The sequence below is a fragment of the Streptococcus tangpeifui genome, assembly GCF_011038795.1.
Classification (GTDB): domain Bacteria; phylum Bacillota; class Bacilli; order Lactobacillales; family Streptococcaceae; genus Streptococcus; species Streptococcus tangpeifui.
The window spans coordinates 1-1,135 of the sequence record NZ_JAAKDU010000020.1 but is presented as its reverse complement, the minus strand read 5'-3'; the positions used below and the strand labels follow the sequence as shown (position 1 = coordinate 1,135).

The 1,135-nt window shown below is 47.1% G+C and carries 1 protein-coding gene; it reads left to right on the top strand.

Annotated features, from left to right (window positions below; genetic code table 11):
• A partial coding sequence (locus tag G7Y32_RS10275) for a GBS Bsp-like repeat-containing protein (RefSeq protein ID WP_206221369.1) occupies positions 1 to 1,135 on the top strand: 1,135 nt, incomplete at both ends.

Sequence of the window (1,135 nt, the reverse complement as noted above, 5' to 3'; positions counted from 1 at the left end):
CAAGATGGCTATCAATGGCTGAGCTACAAGTCTTACAGCGGTATTCGCCGTTATGCCAATATTGCAAAGCTAGAGGTTAAGGAAGTTCCAGCACCTAAGACAGACAATCAGTCAGCAGGAGACAGCGAAACTACTTTTCCAACCCTGCAGCGTTACACCTTCGATCGGGAAGTCGCGGTTAAAAACGAAGCCAGGGCAGCCGCTAAGACAGAGTTCACCTTTACCAAAGGAGAAGGGGTTAACTATGATAAGGAACTCAAGGCCGATGGCTACAAGTGGATCTCTTATGTCTCTTACAGCGGTATCTGCCGCTATGTCATGCTGGACAAGCTGCCCAATTCTCAGCCATCAGAATCCAAACGGACCGGACAGATCAGTGTTGAAAACCAAACGAGCCAAGGCTTTGATGTCAGGATTTCCAATGTTTCAGACAGTAAGGGAATCCTAGCCGTCAAGGTGCCTATCTGGACGGACCGAAATGACCAAGATGATATCATCTGGTATGACGGCGTTAAGCAGGGAGATGGTACTTACAAGGTAGCGGTCAAACTGTCTGACCATAAGAATGAAACCGGCACCTACAATATCCACCTGTATTATGTTGAAACTGACGGAGCTATGAAAGGGGTTGCCGCACAACAGGTTAAGGTGGCTGAACCTCAAGTTACCAGAACCGGAACCCTCTCCTTTAGTAACAAGGATAACGGCGACTTCGATGTCATCGTTTCGACTGTCACCGACAGCCAAGGACTTAAGGCGGTTAAGGTGCCCGTCTGGACAGATAGGAACGACCAAGATGATATCATCTGGTATGATGGCGTTAAACAAGCTGATGGGACCTACAAGGTCACCGTCAGAGTGTCCGACCATAAGAATGAAACGGGCCTCTATAATATCCATCTCTATTACCTAGAAAATGATGGCAAGCTGGTTGGTATAACAGGTCAGCAGCATCGCTCAGAAGCTAAGAAGATGGATAAACGGGTGACCGGAACTCTTGCTATTCAAAATCAGACTTCCGATGGTTTTGATGTCCTGATTACCAATGTGTCGAACAGCAACGGTATTGTAGCGGTCAAGGTTCCTGTTTGGACCAGCAATCGTGACCAAGATGATATTATCTGGTATGATGCTA